Source organism: Exiguobacterium sp. U13-1, from assembly GCF_001750115.1.
Classification (GTDB): Bacteria; Bacillota; Bacilli; order Exiguobacteriales; family Exiguobacteriaceae; genus Exiguobacterium_A; species Exiguobacterium_A acetylicum.
Map to the genome: position 1 here is coordinate 1,162,393 of NZ_CP015731.1, position 16,370 is coordinate 1,178,762.

Annotated in this window: 13 protein-coding genes and 11 tRNA genes; 21 read left to right on the top strand and 3 right to left on the bottom strand. The window is 46.6% G+C overall.

What is annotated here, in order from left to right; all coding sequences use genetic code 11:
- Positions 1-6: 6 nt before the first annotated feature.
- From ESP131_RS05920 to ESP131_RS05990, 15 genes are all read left to right on the top strand, one after another.
- Positions 7-82: transfer RNA gene (locus tag ESP131_RS05920), tRNA-Asp, on the top strand.
- A gap of 7 nt (positions 83-89) precedes the next feature.
- A tRNA-Phe gene (locus ESP131_RS05925) sits at positions 90-165 on the top strand.
- Positions 166-196: 31 nt separating this feature from the next.
- Positions 197-280: transfer RNA gene (locus tag ESP131_RS05930), tRNA-Tyr, on the top strand.
- Positions 281-284: 4 nt separating this feature from the next.
- Positions 285-355: transfer RNA gene (locus tag ESP131_RS05935), tRNA-Trp, on the top strand.
- Positions 356-364: 9 nt separating this feature from the next.
- Positions 365-437, top strand: a tRNA-His gene (locus tag ESP131_RS05940).
- Between the two features lie 10 nt (positions 438-447).
- Positions 448-519: transfer RNA gene (locus ESP131_RS05945), tRNA-Gln, on the top strand.
- 8 nt (positions 520-527) lie between these two features.
- Positions 528-602 (top strand) — tRNA-Gly (locus ESP131_RS05950).
- 6 nt (positions 603-608) lie between these two features.
- Positions 609-682 (top strand) — tRNA-Cys (locus ESP131_RS05955).
- A gap of 36 nt (positions 683-718) precedes the next feature.
- Positions 719-799: transfer RNA gene (locus tag ESP131_RS05960), tRNA-Leu, on the top strand.
- 4 nt (positions 800-803) lie between these two features.
- A tRNA-Gly gene (locus ESP131_RS05965) sits at positions 804-874 on the top strand.
- 38 nt (positions 875-912) lie between these two features.
- Positions 913-983: transfer RNA gene (locus tag ESP131_RS05970), tRNA-Gly, on the top strand.
- Between the two features lie 87 nt (positions 984-1,070).
- Positions 1,071-2,231 (top strand): tRNA epoxyqueuosine(34) reductase QueG, encoded by a 1,161-nt coding sequence (queG, locus tag ESP131_RS05975; RefSeq protein ID WP_047396209.1) that lies wholly within the window; start codon positions 1,071-1,073, stop codon positions 2,229-2,231.
- Positions 2,206-2,685, top strand: coding sequence for a methylated-DNA--[protein]-cysteine S-methyltransferase (locus ESP131_RS17030; protein WP_029340915.1), 480 nt, complete (start codon positions 2,206-2,208; stop codon positions 2,683-2,685). Before queG ends, ESP131_RS17030 begins: the two co-directional genes overlap by 26 nt.
- Positions 2,686-2,688: 3 nt before the next feature.
- Positions 2,689-3,162 (top strand): tRNA (uridine(34)/cytosine(34)/5-carboxymethylaminomethyluridine(34)-2'-O)-methyltransferase TrmL, encoded by a 474-nt coding sequence (gene trmL, locus ESP131_RS05985; RefSeq protein WP_029340916.1) that lies wholly within the window; start codon positions 2,689-2,691, stop codon positions 3,160-3,162.
- A gap of 238 nt (positions 3,163-3,400) precedes the next feature.
- Entirely contained in the window at positions 3,401-3,967 is a 567-nt protein-coding gene (locus tag ESP131_RS05990; RefSeq protein WP_029340917.1) for a DUF5366 family protein, read from the top strand.
- Position 3,968: 1 nt separating this feature from the next.
- Here ESP131_RS05990 and ESP131_RS05995 read toward each other — a convergent pair whose 3' ends face one another.
- Positions 3,969-5,744 carry a transglycosylase domain-containing protein gene (locus ESP131_RS05995; protein ID WP_069940350.1) on the bottom strand — a complete coding sequence of 592 codons (1,776 nt, stop codon included), beginning with the start codon at positions 5,742-5,744 and terminating at the stop codon, positions 3,969-3,971.
- A gap of 205 nt (positions 5,745-5,949) precedes the next feature.
- Here ESP131_RS05995 and ESP131_RS06000 point away from each other — a divergent pair, with 205 nt between their 5' ends.
- From ESP131_RS06000 to ESP131_RS06015, 4 genes are read left to right on the top strand one after another with little or no spacing between them, the layout of a single operon-like run.
- A complete protein-coding gene (locus ESP131_RS06000) occupies positions 5,950-7,110 on the top strand; it encodes a glucose-1-phosphate adenylyltransferase (protein ID WP_023467324.1) in 1,161 nt (386 codons plus the stop codon).
- A 14-nt stretch (positions 7,111-7,124) separates the two neighbouring features.
- A complete protein-coding gene (glgD, locus tag ESP131_RS06005) occupies positions 7,125-8,225 on the top strand; it encodes a glucose-1-phosphate adenylyltransferase subunit GlgD (protein WP_023467325.1) in 1,101 nt (366 codons plus the stop codon).
- Positions 8,226-8,239: 14 nt separating this feature from the next.
- Complete coding sequence (glgA, locus tag ESP131_RS06010) at positions 8,240-9,691, top strand: glycogen synthase GlgA (protein WP_029340919.1); 1,452 nt, start codon at positions 8,240-8,242, stop codon at positions 9,689-9,691.
- A gap of 28 nt (positions 9,692-9,719) precedes the next feature.
- Complete coding sequence (locus ESP131_RS06015; RefSeq protein ID WP_069940351.1) at positions 9,720-12,146, top strand: glycogen/starch/alpha-glucan phosphorylase; 2,427 nt, start codon at positions 9,720-9,722, stop codon at positions 12,144-12,146.
- Positions 12,147-12,187: 41 nt separating this feature from the next.
- Here the strand turns inward: ESP131_RS06015 and ESP131_RS06020 are convergent, their stop codons facing one another.
- On the bottom strand, positions 12,188-13,006 hold the full coding sequence (locus ESP131_RS06020) for a sulfurtransferase (protein WP_029340921.1): 819 nt from the start codon (positions 13,004-13,006) through the stop codon (positions 12,188-12,190).
- 92 nt (positions 13,007-13,098) lie between these two features.
- On the opposite strand from ESP131_RS06020, the gene ESP131_RS06025 reads away from it, so the two are divergent.
- Both ESP131_RS06025 and ESP131_RS06030 read left to right on the top strand, forming a co-directional pair.
- Positions 13,099-14,835, top strand: coding sequence for a phospho-sugar mutase (locus ESP131_RS06025; RefSeq protein WP_069940352.1), 1,737 nt, complete (start codon positions 13,099-13,101; stop codon positions 14,833-14,835).
- Between the two features lie 138 nt (positions 14,836-14,973).
- On the top strand, positions 14,974-15,870 hold the full coding sequence (locus ESP131_RS06030; protein ID WP_029340923.1) for an aldo/keto reductase: 897 nt from the start codon (positions 14,974-14,976) through the stop codon (positions 15,868-15,870).
- 182 nt (positions 15,871-16,052) lie between these two features.
- Here the strand turns inward: ESP131_RS06030 and ESP131_RS06035 are convergent, their stop codons facing one another.
- Complete coding sequence (locus ESP131_RS06035) at positions 16,053-16,241, bottom strand: hypothetical protein (RefSeq protein WP_029340924.1); 189 nt, start codon at positions 16,239-16,241, stop codon at positions 16,053-16,055.
- Positions 16,242-16,370 lie beyond the last annotated feature (129 nt).

Genomic DNA, 16,370 nt, shown 5'->3' on the forward strand with positions numbered 1-16,370 from the left:
ACATACGGTCCTGTGGTGTAGCGGTTAACATGCCTGCCTGTCACGCAGGAGATCGCGGGTTCGAATCCCGTCAGGACCGCCATTGTTAAGGCTTTGTAGCTCAGTTGGTAGAGCAAAGGACTGAAAATCCTTGTGTCGGCGGTTCGATTCCGTCCAAAGCCACCATCTTTAAAAACAACATGATTTTCCCAATTGTGGGGGGGTAGCGAAGTGGCTAAACGCGGCGGACTGTAAATCCGCTCCCTCGGGTTCGGCGGTTCGAATCCGCCCCCCCCCACCACCATAGGGGCATAGTTTAGCGGTAGAACTACGGTCTCCAAAACCGTCAGCGCGGGTTCGATTCCTGCTGCCCCTGTTTACCATGGCGATTGTGGCGAAGTGGTTAACGCACCGGATTGTGATTCCGGCATTCGTGGGTTCAATTCCCATCAGTCGCCCTCTTATTATTGGGCTGTAGCCAAGTGGTAAGGCACTGGATTTTGATTCCAGCACGCGAAGGTTCGATCCCTTCCAGCCCAGCTTTTCAAGCGGAAGTAGTTCAGTGGTAGAATACGACCTTGCCAAGGTCGGGGTCGCGGGTTCGAATCCCGTCTTCCGCTCCAATGAGTGGCGCCATAGCCAAGTGGTAAGGCAGAGGACTGCAACTCCTTTATCGTCAGTTCGATTCTGACTGGCGCCTCCAACTATTTCTCAATTAAATAGTTTTGCAAGAGATTGTGCCGGTGTGGCGGAACTGGTAGACGCGCACGACTCAAAATCGTGTTCCTTTGGAGTGTCGGTTCGATTCCGACCACCGGTATCTTGCGGGTGTAGTTTAATGGTAAAACCTCAGCCTTCCAAGCTGATGACGAGGGTTCGATTCCCTTCACCCGCTTTATACTTTTTACACAATCTGATGTTTCACCTGATTATGCGGGTGTAGTTTAATGGTAAAACCTCAGCCTTCCAAGCTGATGACGAGGGTTCGATTCCCTTCACCCGCTTACCAAAAAAGAGCAATGTGTCGTTTTCGCTGACACCTTGCTCTTTTTGTTTAGGAAGGAATCTTAACAGGAAAGGAGTGAGTCGTGATGGATGGTGTACAATTGAAACTGGCTTTACAAGAGTACGCAACAGAAATCGGAATCGATGAGCTGAAGGTGACGACAGCCGATCCGTTTCTTGTCTTAAAACGTCGTCTGCAAGTGCAGCAGGAGAAAGGATTTGCTTCTGGTTTCGAAGAGCCGGATATCGATTTACGAACGACTCCTTCGTTACTCGTAGAAGATGCCGCTTCGATCATTGCGATTGCGGTCGCGTATCCAAGTACCCTCAAAAATGCACCTCGTGGTAAGGAAGGAGAGCGGCGCGGTATCTTTTGTCGATCGTCTTGGGGGCTCGATTATCATCAGGCGTTACGACAACGTTTAACGTTGCTTGAAGAAAAAATTCAAGAGCTGAGTCCGGGTGCGCGGACGCGCTCAATGGTCGATACGGGAGAACTCGTCGATCGTGCTGTGGCGGAACGAGCAGGTATCGGATTCAGTGGGAAAAACTGCTCGATCATCAGTGAGGAGCACGGATCCTATCTCTATCTTGGTGAACTAATTACAGATATCGTCCTACCGCCTGATCAGCCAGTCGAAGAATTGTGTGGAACATGCAATAAGTGTATCGACGCTTGTCCGACGGATGCGCTTGTTGAACCTGGCGTCATCGATGCTAAACGGTGTATCTCGTTTTTGACACAGACGAAAACGCTGCTTCCAGAACCATTTCGAATGGCGCTTGGGAACCGTCTATACGGTTGTGATACGTGTCAGCAAGTCTGTCCATATAACCGGAAGAGGAATGCGACACATCACGCTGAACTACAGCCGGATCCAGAACAAGTCAAACCGCTCTTAGTCCCACTCTTATCCATGAGTAACCGTGAGTTCAAGAGTCGGTTCGGAACATTATCCGGCGCATGGCGTGGAAAGAAACCGATTCAGCGTAATGCGATTTGTGCGCTCGTTCATTATCGAGACAAGAGCGCGATTGAGGCGCTACGGTTAATGACGGAAAACGATGCCCGCGAAGACATGCGGGCGCTTGCACTCTGGGCAGTTGGTCGAATTGGTGGAGTCGATGAGAAGTCGTACATCAAATCACGTCTTTTAGCGGATACTGCAGTGGATGTTCAAACAGAAGGACAACGGTTACTTGAGGAGTGGGGGGAATCAGATGCCATTTCAACAGCTCACTTATGAGTTTGGTACATTGCTCGTCGCATGGGAAAAAGAGCAAATCGTGTATCTCGATTTTGGATTGAATGAAGAGCGTGCTCGGACCTATTTAAAAGAAGAAACCGACGAAGGTGAGTTACCGAAAGCTTGGCGCATGGCATTTGATCGTTACGCACAAGGAGACATACAAGCGCTTGACGCGCTTCCTTGTCAGTTACGTGTCACACCATTTGCAGAGCAAGTATTGCATGCTTTACGAACCGTTCCGTTTGGTCAGACGATCAGTTACGGTGAACTGGCTCGAATGATTGGCAAACCAAAGGCAGCACGAGCCGTCGGCGGTGCCTTGAATCGGAATCCGATCGCATTGATTTATCCATGTCACCGCGTCATAGGGGCGACGGGTAAACTGACGGGTTTTGCAAGTGGGATTGCCCATAAAGAAGCGCTTTTAGCGCATGAGATAGGAGAGAATTGAATCATGGCTATTCATGTCGTTATGTATCAACCGGAGATTCCTCAAAATACAGGAAATATTTCACGTACCTGTGCAGCGACGCATTCCGTCCTTCACTTGATTCGACCGCTCGGCTTCTCGACGGACGATAAGCAACTTAAACGTGCGGGTCTTGATTACTGGGAATTCGTCGATGTTCGTTATCATGATTCGTTAGAAGAACTGTGGGAGAAACATCCGGAAGGTATTTTCTACTATATTACGAAATATGGGGAACAGTACCCGAGTCAGATTGACTTATCGGACATCGAACAGGACTATTTCTTCGTCTTTGGTCGGGAAACAAAAGGATTGCCGCTTGAAGTCATCGATGCGAACGCAGAACGGTGTATCCGTCTACCTCAATCGAACCTCGTTCGTTCACTGAACGTCTCAAACACGGCAGCGATCATCGTCTATGAAGCATTACGTCAACAAGGATACGCAGGTCTTCTGTAAAGCAAAAGCTCCATCCTGAATCAGGATGGAGCTTTTATGAATTATTCGTTACCTTCAGGTTTTTTGTTGTAGCCTGCAGTGAAGATTGCTGTCAAAAACGCAAGACTTACGCCGACCATTAAGATAAATGCCATTTTTGTTTCCCCCTTCAGTCTCTTGAACCGATATAATCTATTATAGTATACCTGTAAGTGAAATTGTGTGCTACATATGAATTTTCTATGAATGGAGACTCCACATGCGTACGAACGTTTACCTATTAAGTTATGCCCCGCTGATCAGCATTTTGTTATTTAGTACGTCCCTTGCGATTGCAACGACGGAACTCGCATTACATTGGCTCGATCAAGTCGGCGTGTACGATGAACTACTTCAACTCTTGACGGCACGCGATACGAAGCTCGTCGTTTGGCTTGGCTTTTTGATCGTCTACTTTATGATCTTTAGTTCGCTTAAACTATTATCGGATACGATCAATCAGCTCGGTTTTGCCTTTTTCATCAAGGAACAAGAGGGAACGACACTCGGTATGTTACGTCCGGGAAGTATTCTGCTACTTATCGGAGGTTGTGTCAGCTTCGCCTTCATGACGTCCTTCTTGCATGTCGGCATCGTGTTGCTTGTGTCCTTTTTCATCTATTTTATCTTTTACACGGTTCAAATCAGTAAAATGACGAGTGCAGCAGGAGCCGTCGGTTTGATCATCTTTTCTTTCTTAGCCTGGGGTGTTCTGCTTGCTGGTCTATCATGGGTCGGTCTAACTTTATTCAATTCCTTCGGGGAAGCGATTTTATTTCCGAGTTGACTTAAGGACGTAAAATCTTCGCCCATGTCTGGACCTGTAACGTTGCATTCGCCTCAACAGGGAAGGGACGCGGGCGATCTGCCCCTAGCCAAATCCCTCCGATATGTTGATTCTTAATACCGACGAACCACATGTCCTTGTTATCGTTCGTTGTTCCTGTTTTTCCTCCGATATAGCGCGCAGAGGAATCATATCCTTTGCGTCCCGTTCCATATGTCATGACATTTTTTAAACCAGCCCGTAATTCCCGATTCGTCTGACTGGACCAAATGCGTTGTTCCTTTTCTTGTGGTCGTTCGACCGTTCCATTCTTAAGCGTAATACTTCTAATCATCGATGCCGGTCGATAGAGCCCATCATTAACGAATACGGTATAAGCGTTCGTCAGTTCATATGGACTGATTCCGTACTGTAAACCACCTAGAGCACTCGTAAAGGCGTCATCCTCACGTGTCCATTGGCTGAACTGGAACGGACGGATGGACTTCAATCCTTCCCGGAAAGACACCGCGAATGCTCGAATGGCTGGTGTGTTATAGGAGTAAGCGATCGCATCAGCAATCGTTACTTGTCCGAGAATTCGATTTCCGCTATTTGACGGACAGTATCCATCGATACAGACGGGACTACCGTCTAACGTGCTCGACAAGCGGGCTTTCGTTTTTTCAAGGTAAGGACCATAGACAAGTAACGGTTTGATAGCTGAACCAGGTTGGCGGTACGACTGCACTGCTCGGTTGAACTGACCTGTCAAATTCGATTTGTAGCCGACAAGAGCCGTGACCCCGTGTGTTTGTCCGTCGATGCCAACATAAGCACCCTCAATCGGGTCGGGTAGATTGCGAAGAGCTTCTTTAGCTCGTCGTTGTTCTGCTGAGTCGAGGTATGTCGAGATGACCGCACCTTGTTGATGCAGATATTCTGCAGCATGCTTCTCACTCCAACCATTTTTTTGAGCCGTCATCCGAACGGCAGCTTGAACGGTCGCATCGATATAGTCCGGATAAGGAACACTCGGTTTGTAGGATCGAGGCGACACACGAGAAATAGCAAAATCTTTTGTCAGGACACGATCGCGTATTAACGCTTGAACGATTCGTTGCTGACGTTTTTTTGTGTTTTCAGGAAAGCGTAGCGGGTCATAAAGAGAAGGATTGTTCGGAATTGCTGTCAGAAAACTGATTTCAGACCAACTCAACTCGCGTGCTGGCTTATTGAAATAGGATTTCGCAGCAAGTTCGATGCCATAAATATTATTCGCAAAATAGGCTTGATTGACATACGCTGTCATCAGTTCTTTTTTCGAATATTTTTGCTCCAACGACACAGCAATTAACAGCTCTTTTATTTTTCTAGTATATGTTTTTTCGTTTGACAGATACGTCATTCTTGCCAGTTGTTGTGTGATCGTACTGCCACCTTGAGATTTAGAATCAGACTGATTTTTTGTAAACGCGCGTAAGATTCCTGTGATGTCATATCCGTCATGTTGATAGAAACGCTGATCTTCAATGGCAACAAACGCTTGCTCAACTTTTTGCGGCAATGTTCGAGGAGTTAGGTCATCCCGTCGTAATCCGTCATAGAGCTCGACTCGTTTGTTTTCATAGGTTACAGTGATTGGTTGGTAGGAGGTCAGTGGATGTCGCGTCGTCTGTTCATCGGCCCAGAAAAAAAGTGTACGTGCTGTTTTCAGCTCATCTTTGATTGAAAATAAGGAAAATAGAAGCATCGTCGCAAGACCAAGTAAGACAAGATATCCTGTAGTAATTCGCATGAGAACTCCTTTCAAAAAGCCATTTCATTCCTATTATCGGTCTTTTATGGAGAAATCAATAGATTTTTTTTCGGTTTTTGTATTTTAATAAACCTATTTTGCAGGAATGTTATATTAAAAAGAGAAAAGATTGGGTATATAAAAGTATCTGTGGATTTTACAACGCGAATTGTCTGAAAAAAAGAGCATAAATGGAGGGGACGAAATGGCTAAAAAGAATGTCGTTGCGATGTTACTTGCAGGCGGAGAAGGGAAACGTCTGGGAGCTTTAACGAAACATACTGCAAAACCAGCTGTTGCATTTGGAGGAAAGTACCGGATCATTGATTTCCCGCTATCGAACTGTACGAACTCAGGAATCGATACAGTTGGTGTATTGACGCAATATGAACCACTTGAATTAAACCGTTATCTCGGAATCGGGAGTCCATGGGATCTGGATCGCCGTAATGGCGGATTAACGATTCTTCCACCATACCAAGCACAGAACGGCAAAAACTGGTATGAGGGCACAGCAAATGCTATTTATCGAAACATGAGTTATATCAATCAATTTGACCCTGAATATGTTCTTGTTCTATCAGGTGACCATATCTATAAAATGGACTATGAAAAGATGATTGAGGAACACCGTGTGACAGGTTCTGATGTCACGATTTCCGTACGTGAAGTACCATGGGACGAGGCACCGCGATTTGGTATCCTCAATACGGACGATGACTTACGAATCAATGAATTCGAAGAAAAACCAAAAAATCCGAAATCAAATCTTGCATCGATGGGGATTTATGTCTTTAACTGGGATATCTTAAAACGCCACTTGATTCAAGATGCCGGCGATGCGGAATCAAGCTTTGACTTCGGTAAAAATATCATCCCGAACATGCTTTTTGAAAATCTCAATATCCGTGCGTATAAATTCAAAGGGTACTGGAAAGACGTCGGAACGATTCAATCTCTTTGGGAAGCGAACATGGACCTATTGACGGCAGAGCCTGAGTTCGATTTGTATGAACCGTCATGGAAAGTACATTCGGTCAACCCGAATCAGCAACCACAATACATCGGGAATGCTGCGACAGTCGAGACATCGATCATCAACGAAGGATGCCACATCGAAGGAGAAATCAATCATTCGGTTCTCTTCTATGGTGTCGATGTAGCAGAAGGATCACTCGTCAAGGACTCGGTCATTTTCCCGAACGTCAAAATCGGACGAGACGTCACGATTCACCGGGCAATCTTAGCAGATGGCGTGATTGTTGAAGATGGTGCGACGATTGGGTCTCCGGACGGAGAAGTCTTCGTCATTGAAGCAGACAGTATCGTCAAAAAGAACGAAGTCATCAAAGAAGCGATTCAATAAGGGGGATATACGAAATGAAGGTCGATCTATTAGGCGTCATCAATCTGAGTGGTGAAGAAGGATTTTTTAAAGAATTGACAGAACATCGCAACTTGGCAGCAGTGCCATTTGCCGGTCGTTATCGGTTGATCGATTTTACATTGACGAACATGGTACAAAACGATATCGCGAACATCGGGATTTTTACGCTCGAGAAATATCGTGGAATGATGGATCACCTTGGATCAGGTAAGGAATGGGATCTTGACCGTTCAAACGGCGGACTTTACATCTTCCCACCCGCATTATCACAAGATGCGAATGAGTTCCGCGGGGATCTATCGAACTTCCATCTGCACCGTGATTTTTTCCTTCGCAGTAAAGAAAATTACGTCGTTGTCTCTGGTTCAAACATCTTATCTGCAGTAGATTATCGTGATGTGTTACGCGAACATAAAGAATCGAATGCGGATATCACGGTTGTTTATACGAAGCGTGAACTACCTTGTAAATACTGCCGTCCGATCCGTTTTGGCGAACAGAATCGCGTAACGGCAATCGGATCACGGGGTTTCCAGCCGACGGATGAGACATTCTACATGGAAACGGTCGTTCTGTCGAAAAATCTCTTTGTTCGTTTAATTGATGAAGCGATTGCTCGTGGTGAGTACGACTTACTTCAGAGTATCATTCGTTCGCAGTTGAACCGTCTACACGTGCATGGTTATGAGTACAGTGGTACATCACAAGTCATTCACTCGCTTCGTTCATACTATCGTGAGAGCATGCTGTTGCTTGAACAATGGGGAGCAATCAATGACTTCCAGCATGTCTATACGAAAATCAAGCATGAGCCACCGACACGTTATCTACCGGGTTCTGACATCAAGAACTCACTTGTCGCGAACGGCTGTAAATTAGAAGGAACGACGACGGACAGCATCTTGTTCCGGGGTGTCAAAGTCGGAAAACACGCTCGTGTCAAGAACTCGATCATCATGCAAAAATCAGTCATTGAAGAAGGCGCGGTCGTTGAGTACGCGATTCTCGATAAAGAAGTCACCGTCAAACGCGGTCAAGTCATCCGCGGAACGGCAGAAGAACCAATCGTCATCAAAAAACAAACAATCGTTTAAAGGAGATGTCATTCATGAAGGTATGGTTTGCTGCCACGGAAGCGACACCCTTCATCAAGACAGGGGGGCTAGCTGACGTCGTCGGCTCGCTCCCCTTAGCGCTTGCTGAGGAAGGGGCAGACGTTTCGGTCGTCTTACCCAATTACGGTCAAATCAAGGAGCAATATAAATCAGAGATGGAGTTCTTGTTCGACTTCATCGTGCCAGTCGGTTGGCGCCAGCAATTTGGTGCTGTCCTCCGATTAAAACAAGATGGTGTGACGTTCTATTTCATCGATAATGAGTACTACTTTAAACGAGATGGCGTCATTTATGGACATTACGATGATGCGGAACGGTTTGCGTATTTCTCACGTGCTGTCCTTGAGATGATTCAACATCTGGATCGGAAAGAAGTACCGGACGTCATCCATTGTCACGATTGGCAAACAGGTGTGATTCCAGCGTTCCTGCGAATCCATTATCAACACCTAGAGCGCTATCAAGACATTAAAACGGTCTTTACGATTCACAATCTACAATACCAAGGTGTCTTCCCAGAGGAAGTGCTCGGTGACTTACTTGGTTTGAGTCATGAACATTTCACAGCAGATGGGATCGCTCATAACGGTCTCGTCAATTACATGAAGGCAGGACTCGTCCACTCCAATCAAATCACGACAGTCAGTCCGTCGTATCGTGATGAGATCATGGATCCGTATTACGGTGAGACGCTTGAGCCGGTCTTACAACATCGTGCTGTCGACGTGCGTGGCATCTTGAACGGGATCGACTATCGTCAATTTGATCCTGCGCATGATACGCATCTCGTTGAGACGTATTCCGTTGATACCGTCACGGAAGGAAAAGCAAAAAACAAGGCTGCCTTACAAGAGGAACTAGGTCTCCCGATCAATCCGGACGTACCACTGTTCGGTTTCGTTTCTCGTCTTGTCGACCAAAAGGGAATCGATTTACTCGCGCATATCTTGCCAGACTTGTTCGAACTCGATGCGCAGTTCATCATTCTCGGATCGGGTGAAGCGGAATATGAAGGGTTGTTCCATCATGCGACATCGATTCGTCCAGACAAAATCGCTTCTTATATCGGATTTGACGTTGGTCTCGCACAACGAATCTATGCAGGAAGTGATGCCTTCTTAATGCCTTCGCGTTTTGAACCGTGTGGTCTCAGTCAGTTGATTTCGATGAAGTATGGCTGTTTACCGGTCGTTCGGGAAACAGGCGGGCTCCGTGATACGGTCAAACCGTTCAATCAATTCACGTTAGAAGGAAATGGATTCTCGTTCGCGAATTATAATGCACATGAGTTTTTAGAAGCGATTAAACGTACGATCGAGGTGTATCATGATCGACCGGTCTTTGAGCACTTGATTGAGACAGCGATGAATGAAGACTTCAGTTGGTTGCGTTCAGCCGATGAATACTTGGCGTTATATCGTTTGATTGCACCGTCCGCCACTTGATCGTATCACTGGGAAAAGGGGTTACGTCATGTTCAAAGATAAAGAGAAGTTCAAGGAGAGGTTTACGGAACGATTCGTTTCGATGCATGGCAAGGCAATAACGGAAGCAACAGAAAACGATATCTATCAGACACTTGCCTATCTGGTACGCGAGACGGTCACGACTGATTGGTTACGGACAAAGGAAACATATATCCATAAAAAAAGTAAGCAAGTCTATTACTTTTCACTCGAGTTTTTACTCGGACGTTTCCTGCATAACAACCTATTGAGTCTTGATGTCTTAAAGGATGTGGAACGGGGACTTGACGAACTCGGATATCAGCTCAGTGATTTGACAGAAGAAGAGCCGGAACCAGGACTTGGAAACGGCGGTCTCGGTCGTCTCGCGGCGTGTTTCCTCGATTCTCTGGCTGCGCTTGGTCTTCCTGGACACGGGAACGGGATCCGGTATCAGTATGGTCTGTTTAAGCAAAAAATCATCGACGGCTATCAAGTCGAGTTACCGGATAACTGGCTGAAGAACGGGAACATGTGGGAAATCAGACGTTCTGATAAAGCGGTCGATGTTCCATTTGGTGGTCATGTCTGGCTTGAAGAAGTCGGTGATGGTGGATATCGTGTCCATCATGAACCGGCTGAAATCGTCCGTGCTGTTCCGTACGATATGCCGATCGTCGGCTATCAAAACAAGGTCGTCAATAACCTGCGACTCTGGAGTGCTGAGTCTCCACTTGATGATGATGAATTACTTAGCCAATACCGTGGGAACTATAAAGATTTACTGGCACATAAACAATCGATTCAGACGATTTCAGAGTTCCTGTATCCGGATGATACGACGTACGAAGGAAAAGAGTTGCGTCTGAAGCAACAATACTTCTTCGTTTCTGCCGGATTACGGAGTATCTTGACGTCCTTTAAAAAGCGAAATCATTCATTGAAGCAACTCGGGAACCATATCGCTATCCATATCAACGATACGCATCCGGTCGTCGCGATTCCAGAGTTGATGCGGATTCTAATCGATGAAGAAGGATTTGGATGGGAAGAAGCATGGCGCATCACGAAGAGTGTCATGTCGTTTACGAATCACACGTTACTATCAGAAGCACTCGAACGCTGGCCGATTGATTTGTTCCGTCGCTTGTTACCGCGTATCTACCTCATCATCGAAGAAATCAACCGACGTTTCTGTAAGGATGTCCTTGCGAACTATCCACATATGGAAGCGCATATGCGAGATATCGCCATCATCGCGGATGACCGAATCAACATGGCGAATCTTGCTGTCGTCGGCACGCATTCGACGAATGGTGTCGCGCAGATTCATACTGAGATTTTGAAGCAACGCGAGATGCGACTATTTTATGAGATGTTTCCGCTTCGCTTCAATAATAAGACGAACGGGATTACACATCGTCGCTGGTTCCTCTCATCAAATCCAGCACTGGCAAATCGTGTGACAGAAGCAATCGGGGATAGTTGGATTCAGCATCCGTCCGATTTGCAAAAGTTGACGAAATGGGCAGAGGATTCAGCATTACAGAAGGACATCGCAGAAATCAAACTTCAGCGTAAAGAAGAATTAGCGTTGCTCATTGAAAAAGAAACCGGTATCGTCGTGGACCCGACCTCGATATTTGATGTTCAAGTCAAGCGATTGCATGCGTACAAACGTCAACTGTTGAATGCGTTACACATTCATTCGCTCTACTATCGTCTGAAGGAAGACCGTTCCTTCACGATGACACCGCGGACATTCATCTTTGGTGCAAAGGCGGCACCAGGCTATCATTATGCAAAAGAAGTCATTCGTTATATCAATGCGTTAGCTCGCTTGATTAATCAGGATCCAGACGTCAGTCCGTACTTGAAAGTCGTCTTCCTAGAAAACTACCGTGTATCGCTTGCTGAAAAGATTTTCCCGGCAAGTGATGTCAGCGAGCAGATTTCGACTGCCAGTTATGAAGCCTCCGGAACCGGCAACATGAAGTTCATGATGAATGGTGCACTGACAATTGGAACGCTCGACGGAGCGAACATCGAAATTCGAGACGAAGTTGGGGATGCGAATATCTTCATCTTCGGCTTAACACCACAGGAAGTCATGAATTATAAACAATACGGTGGTTACAGTGCGTACGATCAATACAGTGCCCAACCCGAGTTGCGACGGATCATCGATAGTCTCGTCGACGGAACATTATTTGCTCCAGGTGAATTCCAAGCGATTTACGATTCATTATTAACGTATAATGATGAGTATCTGATCCTGAAAGACTTCATGTCGTATCAACAAGCGCAGGAACGAATCGATCGGATGTATCAGCAACCAGAAGAATGGTATAAACGCGTCATTCTTAATATTGCACGGTCAGGTGTGTTCTCAAGTGACCGCACGATTAAAGAGTATGCGAATGCGATCTGGAACATCAAACCGATTCAACTCTGAACAAAAAGACACCGACAGATGTTTCTGTCAGTGTCTGATGCTTACGAACGGGAGACATCTTCACCACGGCTGACCCAATCACTATAAGAGCCGGCGTAAAGTCGGACATCAGTTTTCCCAAGTGAATGGAGAGCGATGACATTGACACACGCTGTCACACCACTTCCACAATAGAGGATAGGTGCTGTGACTGGTAGGATGTCGGCGTACAATTCTTTCAAATCTTCTGCGTCCCGTAAGCGACCCTCTGGTGAGAGCGCTTGTTCAAAGAAGCAATTCACGGCACCTGGAATGTGACCGGCGACGTGATCGAGTGGTTCGATTTCTCCACGGTATCGATCGGGCGCACGGGAATCAATGACCATCGTTTCTGTCAGCTGATCCTTCAGTTCTTCGAACGAGACAAGCATCTCATCTTGAAAACGAGGCGCGTACTGAGAAGGTTCATAAGTAGGAACGTCTTCCGTGACCGGAAGATCGAACGCTAGGTAAGAGGAGAATCCGCCCTCAAGGACGACGACACGCTCATGCCCGATCCATTTAAATAACCACCACGCACGAGCGGCATACGGAAAGCCATCGTCATACAAGACGACGAAGTCTTCTGGTGTCACACCATGCTGTTCGAGTGTGTGTTGCCACGCTTCTTTTGAAGGAAGCGGATGCCGACCGCCGACCTCATCGATTGGACCGGAAAGTTCAGTCGTTAAATTCAAGTGCTGTGCACCTTCGACGTGTTGTTCTAAGAAAGCATTTCGTCCATATTCAGGTTGTTGCAAGTCATATCGGCAGTCAAACCAGCGAATCTGATCCGTTCGGACGAGCTGTTGAAGATCTGCCATTTGAATCGTAGGAAACATGCCTCATCACCTTACCCTTTCTAGTGTTAATCATATGAAAGGTATCGCTTCATCGCAAGTCTTACCCTCATTCAAAAAGGAGTCGATTTACCATGTCATGGAAAGAAACTTATCAAAAATGGGATCAGTTCGCTGATTTAGACAGTACATTAAAAGAAGAATTAGTCACGTTAGCAACGGATGAAAAAGCAGCTGAAGAAGCATTCTATAAAGAACTCGAGTTCGGAACAGGTGGTATGCGTGGGGAAATCGGTGTCGGGACAAACCGGATGAACGTATACACTGTCCGAAAAGCATCACAAGGGTTCGCAGCATTCATTAAGGCGTCGGGGGAAGAAGCGGCAGCAAAAGGAATCGTCATCGCACACGATTCCCGTCACTTCTCACCAGAATTTGCGCTGGAGGCGGCACGGACGCTCGCAAGTAACGGCATCAAGGCGTATCTGTTCGACGGTCTACGTCCGACACCAGAACTTTCGTTTGCGGTGCGATCTTTACAAGCAGCAGGCGGGATCGTCATCACAGCGAGTCACAACCCACCAGAGTACAATGGCTACAAAGTATATGGGGATGACGGTGGACAACTTCCGCCAAAAGAGGCGGATGAACTCGTTTCATACGTCAGCCAAATCGAAGATGAGCTGTCGATTGAACTTGAGAAAGAAGAAGTCCTTCGTGCGAACGGATTGATCGTCCGTGTCGGAGAAGAACTCGACGAAGCGTACCAAGACAAATTACAAACGATTCGTGTCTTACCTTCGATTCAATCGGAATTAGCGGATCCGCTTAAAATCGTCTTCACACCACTTCATGGAACAGGTCTTGTGCCGGTAACAGAAGGCTTGAAACGTTACGGTTTCGAACACGTGACAGTCGTCAAGGAGCAAGCAGAGCCAGACGGTGCATTCCCGACCGTGACGTCACCGAACCCGGAAGAACATGCTGCCTTTAAACTGGCAATCGAATATGGTGACCGGGCAGATGCCGACATCTTGATTGCGACGGATCCCGATGCTGACCGTGTCGGAGTCGCGACACGTGATGCAGACGGAGAATGGACAGTCCTGACAGGGAATCAGACGGGCGCTTTATTGCTCGACTACATCCTTTCGCAAAAAGCGGCGCAGGGAACACTTCCAGCGAACGGATTCGTCGCGAAGACGATCGTTACGTCAGAACTGGGGGCATTGATTGCGCGTCACTATGATCTTCATGTCGAGAATACATTGACAGGATTTAAGTTCATTGGTGAGAAAATCAAACAATATAACGCATCGGGTCAATACGAGTATCTCTTTGGCTATGAGGAGAGCTATGGTTACCTCATCGGTGACTTCTGCCGCGACAAGGATGCCGTCCAAGCGTGCTTATTAGCTGCTGAGATGGCTGCGTACCACAAGAAAGAAGGACGGACGCTCTATGAGGCATTACAGGCGATTTACGAGCAGTTCGGGTACTTTGAAGAGTCACTCCGCTCTCTGACGCTCAAAGGGAAGGATGGCGTGGCACAGATTGGTCGTATCATGGATACGTTCCGTGAGAATCCGCCAAAACAAGTGGCGGGAGAACAGGTCGTCTTGTTCGAGGACTATGATGCGAGCATCGCCCACGATTTGAAGACGCATCAACCTTCACCGATCAACCTGCCAAAATCCAACGTTCTGAAGTTTACGCTCAGCGATGGATCGTGGTTCTGCCTTCGTCCATCGGGCACGGAACCAAAAATCAAATTCTACTTCAGCGTCACGTCACCAGATGCTGCTGAGACGACACGCAAACGTCAGCAGATCGAAGATGAAGTCATGCAAGAAGTCGAACAAATTCAATAAGTCCCATGCAGGATCACGTCATCGACGGGGTCCTGTTTTTTGTCTGAGAGCATTGAAAAGTGAAATTCGTGCAACCGGTTCCATTTTGAGGTACAGTAAACGAGATAGAGTTTATACGACAGAGGAGTTGGAAGACAGATGGAACGGATTCAACTAACAGAAGATTTATCATTCTCACGCATCATTCATGGCTTATGGCGATTGAATGAATGGGAGATGACGAAAGAAGAGCGTCTCGAATTGATCGAAGCATGCCTTGCTTTAGGGATTACGACGTTTGATCACGCGGATATCTATGGCGATTATACGAATGAACGCTTATTCGGAGAAGCTCTTGCTTTAAAACCGGAGTTACGTGACCGGATGGAGATCGTTACGAAGACGGGCATCAAGATGAAAGGGGATCATTTCTCGGATCAGTCCTTATCATTCTACGATACGACGAAAGAGCACATCATCAAACAAGTCAACCGTTCTCTTCAAGAACTCGGTGTCGAGTACGTGGATACGTTGTTGATTCACCGTCCAGATCCGTTGATGGACCCGAACGAGATTGCTGAAGCGTTCGTAGAGTTGAAGGACGCAGGAAAGGTACGGACATTCGGTCTCTCGAACCATACACCTGCCCAACAAAGTCTCATTCAGTCTCGCTTACCATTCATGCTCGTGACGAACCAACTCGAGTTGTCGGTATCAGAATTGAAACATTTCGAGGATGGATCCGTTGATCTCTGTCATGAAAATGAGATGCCGTTGATGGCATGGAGTCCGCTTGCGGGGGGGCGTCTCTTCAAGGACGAGCAATATGCACCGTTACGCGAAAAATTAGCTGAGATCGCAGAGACGATCGGGGCAGAAGAAATCGATGAGGTCGCATATGCATGGTTGCTCAAACATCCAGCACGTATCATGCCAATCGTTGGTTCTGGTAAGATTGAACGCATTGAATCTGCGGTTCGTTCGACGAAAGTATCGTTGACACGCGAGCAATGGTTTGAGATTTTGAAGGCATCACGTGGTCGTGACGTCGATTAATTGGTTTTGAGATAGACGCTCAATGCGCACGTTGTCCGTTAGCGAAATAAAGTGAGAGGATCGTTTCCAATATATCATTCGGAAGCAATCCTCTCTTTCGCTTACACATAGAATGTACGTCAAAAAGTAGACAAAAAAAAAGCCCCATCTCAAGGGGGAGGAGAGATGGGGGATCTATGAGGTTAAGCTTCTAAACGAAGCATCTCCTGACGGTATTTATCTAGACGATCTTTACTTGCTGAAACGGCAGCTTGGTCATTGGCTTGAATCGCATCGAAGAGCGTACTGAGCTCATAATCGATTTCGAGACGTAGCACTGGAATTCGCTGCTCTGCATCTTGTCTACGGAAAGCTTCAATTACTTGTTTCATCTCGGCCACGCTCCTTTGTAAGTTGTCAGATAATTCTGATTTTTATTAGTATACTTGATTATTCCCGGATTGCCTAGTGCTAAACCTAAAAAAATCTAAAAAAAAACACTTGAAATCCATACGGTTCCA

Bases quoted from the DNA above. Each gene is read 5' to 3' on its own strand.
- queG (WP_047396209.1), top strand. From the start codon at position 1,071: ATGGATGGTGTACAATTGAAACTGGCTTTACAAGAGTACGCAACAGAA.
- trmL (WP_029340916.1), top strand. From the start codon at position 2,689: ATGGCTATTCATGTCGTTATGTATCAACCGGAGATTCCTCAAAATACA.
- ESP131_RS05995 (WP_069940350.1), bottom strand. From the start codon at position 5,744: ATGCGAATTACTACAGGATATCTTGTCTTACTTGGTCTTGCGACGATG.
- glgA (WP_029340919.1), top strand. From the start codon at position 8,240: ATGAAGGTATGGTTTGCTGCCACGGAAGCGACACCCTTCATCAAGACA.
- ESP131_RS06030 (WP_029340923.1), top strand. From the start codon at position 14,974: ATGGAACGGATTCAACTAACAGAAGATTTATCATTCTCACGCATCATT.
- ESP131_RS06035 (WP_029340924.1), bottom strand. From the start codon at position 16,241: ATGAAACAAGTAATTGAAGCTTTCCGTAGACAAGATGCAGAGCAGCGA.
- ESP131_RS06020 (WP_029340921.1), bottom strand. From the start codon at position 13,006: ATGTTTCCTACGATTCAAATGGCAGATCTTCAACAGCTCGTCCGAACG.
- ESP131_RS06000 (WP_023467324.1), top strand. From the start codon at position 5,950: ATGGCTAAAAAGAATGTCGTTGCGATGTTACTTGCAGGCGGAGAAGGG.
- ESP131_RS06025 (WP_069940352.1), top strand. From the start codon at position 13,099: ATGTCATGGAAAGAAACTTATCAAAAATGGGATCAGTTCGCTGATTTA.
- ESP131_RS17030 (WP_029340915.1), top strand. From the start codon at position 2,206: ATGCCATTTCAACAGCTCACTTATGAGTTTGGTACATTGCTCGTCGCA.
- ESP131_RS06015 (WP_069940351.1), top strand. From the start codon at position 9,720: ATGTTCAAAGATAAAGAGAAGTTCAAGGAGAGGTTTACGGAACGATTC.
- glgD (WP_023467325.1), top strand. From the start codon at position 7,125: ATGAAGGTCGATCTATTAGGCGTCATCAATCTGAGTGGTGAAGAAGGA.
- ESP131_RS05990 (WP_029340917.1), top strand. From the start codon at position 3,401: ATGCGTACGAACGTTTACCTATTAAGTTATGCCCCGCTGATCAGCATT.